6 protein-coding genes are annotated in these 6,365 nt (G+C 48.3%); all 6 read right to left on the bottom strand.

Going from position 1 to position 6,365, the window contains the following annotated elements; genetic code table 11:
- Positions 1 to 91: 91 nt before the first annotated feature.
- Positions 92 to 892, bottom strand: coding sequence for an undecaprenyl-diphosphate phosphatase (locus MIB40_RS16190; RefSeq protein WP_249696412.1), 801 nt, complete (start codon positions 890 to 892; stop codon positions 92 to 94).
- 39 nt (positions 893 to 931) lie between these two features.
- Positions 932 to 1,606 carry a tRNA (adenosine(37)-N6)-threonylcarbamoyltransferase complex dimerization subunit type 1 TsaB gene (tsaB, locus tag MIB40_RS16185; protein ID WP_249696406.1) on the bottom strand — a complete coding sequence of 225 codons (675 nt, stop codon included), beginning with the start codon at positions 1,604 to 1,606 and terminating at the stop codon, positions 932 to 934.
- 126 nt (positions 1,607 to 1,732) lie between these two features.
- Positions 1,733 to 2,674 (bottom strand): hypothetical protein, encoded by a 942-nt coding sequence (locus MIB40_RS16180; protein WP_249696404.1) that lies wholly within the window; start codon positions 2,672 to 2,674, stop codon positions 1,733 to 1,735.
- Positions 2,675 to 3,078: 404 nt separating this feature from the next.
- Positions 3,079 to 3,723 carry an adenylate kinase gene (gene adk / locus MIB40_RS16175; RefSeq protein ID WP_249696402.1) on the bottom strand — a complete coding sequence of 215 codons (645 nt, stop codon included), beginning with the start codon at positions 3,721 to 3,723 and terminating at the stop codon, positions 3,079 to 3,081.
- Positions 3,724 to 4,031: 308 nt separating this feature from the next.
- A complete protein-coding gene (locus MIB40_RS16170) occupies positions 4,032 to 5,423 on the bottom strand; it encodes an HDOD domain-containing protein (protein ID WP_249696401.1) in 1,392 nt (463 codons plus the stop codon).
- A gap of 96 nt (positions 5,424 to 5,519) precedes the next feature.
- Positions 5,520 to 6,362 carry a nucleoside triphosphate pyrophosphohydrolase gene (gene mazG, locus MIB40_RS16165; RefSeq protein WP_249696399.1) on the bottom strand — a complete coding sequence of 281 codons (843 nt, stop codon included), beginning with the start codon at positions 6,360 to 6,362 and terminating at the stop codon, positions 5,520 to 5,522.
- Between the last annotated feature and the right edge of the window lie 3 nt (positions 6,363 to 6,365).

The following is a 6,365-nucleotide window of genomic DNA, read 5'->3' as shown; positions in this document are numbered from 1 at the left end:
TGTCCAGGTCTCGACATGAACGGCGAGCTTCGCCTTGATAAAAACCATTTTTAGGATCCGCAGAGATCTATCTGAATTAATCAGAGGTGCCTTAATTGAAATAAATGGCGAACAATACTCCCGCAAGCACTATCCGGTAGATCACGAAAGGCATCATGCCAATACGGTTAATGACCGCCAGAAACCATTTTATGCACAGCCAGGCACTCACACCCGATAGCAGTACGCCAAGCACCAGTACTGACCAGTCAACAGGATCGGCCTGCTGAATAAGCTGAGCGATTTTCAAGGTTCCAGCTGCCACAATGATAGGTATGGACAGCAAAAACGAGAAGCGCGCTGCAACCTCCCTTGAAAAACCCAACAGCAAAGCCGCTGTAATAGTAATGCCTGATCTCGAGGTGCCAGGAATAATAGCCAGGGCCTGGGCTATACCTATCAATAAGGCTTGCTTCCAGCCCATAGCATCCATGGATTCCCCGCGTATAAAGCGCTCCGCAAACCCAAGTAAAACCCCAAAGATCAACGTTGTGGTCGCAATGATAAAAATGGACCGCATAGCATCATCGAAACCACTGACACTGACGACCAAACCAAATAAAACCGCCGGAATCGTGCCGAGCACCAGCATCAGGCTCAGGCGTGATTCTGCGTTTATTTCACGCGTTACCAATGATTGCTGACACCCAGAAATCAACTGCACCAGATCATGACGAAAATAGGTGACGACCGCAGCCAATGAGCCAATGTGTACCGCCACATCAAAAGCCAGCCCTTGATCCGCCCAACCTAAAATCTGCGAAGGCAATATAAGGTGGGCCGAACTGGATATAGGCAAGAATTCGCTGATGCCCTGGATCAGCGCCAGTACGATAATCTGGAAAACATCCATCATGAAGCCCTGTTGTATGTTGCCATCTGAGCCATGGAATTAACGCTCGTGGCGCTTCTTAGCGACTTTGTCGCGTAGATAGACCGGTAACGCAAATTCGGCTGAAACGGCCTCGCCTCTGGCAAAGGCGTCACCTGCCAGCGCAACAATATCTTCAGCATGGGGATAGGCATCGGCTACAACCTTCTGAGGGTTTAAAGGTATTCGTTCGCAATAGCTCCATCCTGTACCGATACCAAAGCATTCATCTAGAGCCTCGAGTGAAACTACAGTTTCCGGCGGAGTTACCTGCTCGTGGACTCTCGTTTGCAGTACACCATCCGTTAGCGAATAAGCGGCCCAATACACCTCATCCATTCTTGCATCAATAGAGGCCAGTATATGCTCTGCCTGAAAGCGCCGAACGCCTTGCTGAGCCAATGCCGCAAGTGTAGATACCGGAACGACCGGCTTATCTGCCGCAAACGCCAACCCCTGAACAATAGCAGTCGCTATTCTCACCCCGGTAAAGGCACCCGGCCCCCTACCAAAAGCAAGTGCATCAACCACATTGATCGATATTCCGGCATCAGCCAAAACGCTATCGATCATCGGCAAGATCTTTTCACTATGTTGCCGGGGCACCAATTCCCAGTTTGAAATCCTGTCGCCATCAATATCAAGGGCTACAGAGCAAGCTTCAGTGGATGTGTCGAATGCAAGAATTGTAGTCATGATGACTTCTTTAAAGGCCAAAAGGGCCAGCGATTATAACAACTGCCATAGAGGACAACAAAAAAGGGCCCCGATACTCGGGACCCTTTTATCACCAAAACTGCCCTGGAAGGGCATTATTAGCGATTAGGCTTTTTTCGCTGCCGTCTTCTTGGCGGCGGCTTTGCGAGGTGCGCGCTTAGCGGCGGCTTTTTTTGCCGGTGCTTTTTTAGCGGCAGGTTTCTTCGCTACGGCTTTTTTGGCTGCTGGCTTCTTCCGGGCAGCGGCTTTGGCTTTAGCAGCGGCTTTTTTAGCGGCAGCTTTGGCCTTTGCTGCCGCTTTTTTCTCGGCGGCTTTGGCTTTTGCTGCAGCTTTCTTCTCAGCTGCCTTAGCTTTGGCGGCTGCTTGCTTGGCAGCAGCTTTGGCCTTGTTTGCGGCTTTCTTTTCAACAGCCTTCAAACGGTCAGCTTCTGCTTTTTCAATTGCTTTGGCTTTGGTGGATGCTTTCTTCGCTACTTGCTTAAGCTTGGCTTTTTCTTTCTCTGCACGGGCTTTTACCTTATTGGCATCAGCCTTGGCCCGAGCTTTTTTCCATTTGGCTTCAAAAGCCTTAGCTGCTTTCTCGAGATCTTTGGACGCTTTAGCCTGCAAAGAGCCTTTAAACTCTTCTACGCGGCCTTTCATAGCATCTTCGGCCTTAGCCAGGGAAGCTTTCACAGACGCAGCGGCTAGAGCAGTTTTCGCTGCACGAACCTTATCTTTCTGAGCCTGAACTTTGACGGAGACGCGCTTGGCAGCGGTGGTAGCCGACGCCGCAGCACGCTTACTAGCTGCAGTTGGGGTTTTGCTTGCTTTTGCTTTTGCAGCTGCAGCTTTTTTCTGTGCTGCATCGAGTTGTTTCTGTACAGCTACAACATTGCTTTCGGCTTTAGCCAGAGCATCTTGCGCCTTAGTCAAAAAGGCTGGAGCAACAGATTTAGCTGATGCTTTGCGGGTTACTTTTTTTGCTACCGGTTTTTTAGTAGCGACTTTTTTTGCTGCGGCGGGTTTTCTACCTCTAGCCATCACAATATCTCCTAGGCAACTCATTTATTTATGGACGAACCTGGTAAAACATAGCACAAAAATTGTACGACCAATAGCCAAAACAGTTTTTTCAATCACAAGTTAAAAAAAAAGTGCTGGAAAAAAGCAAAGTTTATTCGTTAAAGAACTTTTTTTGGAAAAATCGACACAATAAGCGCGCCTATTTATTATTGCGACAACAATTAATCAGTACATTTTTGCCACCTTCTGACCTACAGCAATCTCGTTGTTATAGAGCAACTATCGTATATGGAAAAATCGTAAGAAGGCATTTTTTGGTCGTTCCAATAGCAAATCAGAGCGCTGAGGTTCTACAGCTAGATAGGTCCATTCAGGAATCACGGATAAAAAGCGTCCAGACACAAAAAAGCCGGGAAATATCCCGGCTTTTCTTATTTCAGACTTTTTTAGCTGAGGGAAGAGAAAAGAGCCGACTTAATATCCTCTACCGACCCCACACCCTCGACACGAACATAACGAGGAACTTCGTTACCTTCAATGCTTTGATAAAAGTCAATTAAAGGGGCTGTTTGATTATGATAAACATCCAGACGCTTGCGAACTGTTTCTTCTTTATCGTCATCACGTTGAATAAGAGGCTCCCCTGTAACATCATCCTTTCCGTCGACTTTGGGCGGATTAAACACGACATGGTACACACGACCACTACTTTCGTGCATTCGACGGCCACTCATACGCTTGATAATTTCATTATCATCGACCGCAATTTCGACAACATAATCAATCACTACACCAGATGCTTGCAAAGCCTCTGCCTGAGGAATAGTGCGAGGAAAACCATCAAAAAGGAATCCATTGGCACAGTCCGCTTCTTGAATTCGTTCTTTTATCAAGTCAATGATGATCTCATCGGAAACCAGCCCACCGGATGCCATTACTTCTTTAACTTTCAAGCCTAAAGCCGTTCCAGCCTTAACAGCAGCTCTCAGCATATCACCCGTTGAGATCTGAGGAATCTCGTACTTTTCAGTAATAAACTGGGCCTGTGTACCCTTCCCGGCACCTGGCGCGCCTAACAAAATAACTCGCATGAAAAAGACTCCTACCCTATCTCTAATAAATCTTCCCTTTGGCCCTAGTCCAGAAACCGCGTAAAACACTCTATACGGGGCGGTGAATGCCCAAAAAGGGATCACAAGGATACGCACGTCTGCGCACCAGTACAAGTTGGGACTCTAACCGGGGATTATGGCTCGTTAACACCACAGACTTAATACTACCTTTAGCCTATTCCGAACCTCGATTGACTGTCAGCTCATTGATAAACGTCATTTAAGGAGCTGTGGCGGTAACTAGCAGACCATCACTAAAAGCTATCGGGGTTGTATGTCGAAGCTGCTCAGGCCACCATGGTTGATATAAGCTGCTCTATTGATTGGTTCGACTCCAGAATCTTATCAAGCTCAGCCTGGGCTTCTTCTACAGTAATACCGAGGGTTAAACACACTGAATCGTCCAGCCGATCGAGCGTGGCGTATTCGATCTGATTGATAGTGAGCAAGTAATTAACCAACTGAATCAACGCGACATAGGGTTGTTGTTGATGGGAGAATCCGGCTTCTGTGTGGTGCATGGCACAGACAACCAGTTCTCCAGGCATATTCCATTCATCTAATAGCCAGCCACCTATTTTTCCGTACCCCAATGTTAGAATATCTCGCGCTTGCCCAAACCCCATCACCCTCTTTTCCAGTTCGAAAATCGGCTTTTCAGGCTCTCTTTCTACCAAACGGCACAACAAGCGATATTCAGACGGAAACAGGTGGGACAGTAATATAATGCCAAAGTGATGGAGCATTCCGGCTAAATAAGCTGTACCTGGTTCAATATTCAAAGCAGGATCCAGCTTTTTCGATAATACTCGAGCCAACTCCGCGCAGAACAATGAGTTTCGCCAGAAATGAGTCACTGACAACGGTCCTTTATCTGGCATTCGCAATGATTCACAGGCTGCTAGCCCCAGCACCATATTCCCGACCAGATCAAAACCCAACACTCGAGTAATAGCCTGTTCAACGGTTTCAACTTTCCCCGGGTAGGCAAACAGGGCAGAGCGAGCATAGCGCATGACTTGCAGGGACAAACTGGGGTCGCTGGAAACCAGCCCCGCCAATTGACTCACCGTACTTTCGGGATCATTCACCACAGTCAAAATACGCGAGACATTATCGGGCATGGGTGGTAATCGTTGAAAAGAATGAAGCTTTCGGCAAATTGCCGATTCCAGCCCAGCCGATGAGGGACAAGCCGCATCGGTACACCCGGCTTCGCTAAAGCGCGCAACCAATGCACCGGGATTCAGGAATCGAAACTCATCCTGATCCGCGGCTATCAGTGTTTGCGGGCAACCCGCATGGAAATAGATGGTTTCATGGATCAACAGGGCCGGGTCCATCAACACTTTCAGGTTATAGGGCGCACCTATTGGAGGCACCGCGTCCGCAGAACAATCATCGAACAGGGCCGCAACCTCGGTCCGACCAATACGCTTGGCATCGTCGCCCAACAGAGCTGTTAGCTCGGAGTCGCCCACACGATGAGTCAGTGGGTATATCAACAAGCTGGCACCCTGTGCGTGTTCGTAAACTCGCGCGATTGCCACGGCTGAGGGATCAATACCCCGGTTTACCACAGAATCGCATAACGACAGCACCGGTGATGACAGCCGGTGCACCTTCACTCGTGCACCATTAGACTGAAAGTATCGTTTGACTCGTGTGGCGATCGGCATACTACAAACCCTATAGAAAACCTTTAACCACTATACACCGACAATAAGCGAGTGATAGCTATGAGTATTACAATTTAGCGTCTAGAAAGTGATCAATCAATTTTCCTTCTCAAACACCTTTACTTGCTGCCAAAAAGACTCCATTTGCTCCAGAGTAGCTTCATCCAGAGAACGCCCCTGTTGTGACAACAGATCTTCTACCCCATCAAAGCGCCTCTGGAACTTGGTATTCGCCTGAGACACTACCGTTTCCGCGTCAGATCCCAGATGCCTCGCGAGGTTGGCACAGGCGAACATCAGATCCCCTAACTCCGACAACACCTCTGCCTTCAATCCGGATTCCATGGCCTCTTCCAACTCCGCCACCTCTTCTCGAATTTTTTCCAGCACAGGCGCCGGAGAATCCCAATCAAAGCCTACTTGGGCGGCTCGTTTTTGCAGTTTATGAGCACGCTTAAGCGCAGGCAGAGTCAATGGCAGGTCATCGAGCCAGTGAACAGGAGATGACGAATCTGTGCGCGCGTTTTTTGCTGCCCTCTCCTCTTGTTTAATCCGTTCCCACGTTTCTTTGATGCTCTGTTCAGATATTACCTGATCAATATTACGTCGGGATGTCAGAGTGCCCTCGGGAAATACATGAGGGTGCCGACGTATTAACTTGGTGACCAGATTATCGACAACATCTTTGAAATCGAACAGCTGCTGTTCCTGCCCCATTCGAGCATAAAAAATAACCTGGAACAGCAAGTCACCCAGTTCGTCCATAAGGTGGGGGTAATCTTCACGCGCGATAGCATCTGCAACCTCATAGGCCTCTTCAATCGTATATGGAACGATCGAGGCGAAGGTCTGTTGAATATCCCAGGGACAACCCGTATCAGGGTCGCGTAAGCGTTCCATTAACAGCAACAAATCTTCCAGGTGATATTTTTTTGCCATTAC

The organism is Aestuariirhabdus haliotis, from assembly GCF_023509475.1.
Taxonomy (GTDB): domain Bacteria; phylum Pseudomonadota; class Gammaproteobacteria; order Pseudomonadales; family Aestuariirhabdaceae; genus Aestuariirhabdus; species Aestuariirhabdus haliotis.
Note: the sequence above shows the minus strand (reverse complement) of the source record. Positions and strands in the feature narration are given on the sequence as shown.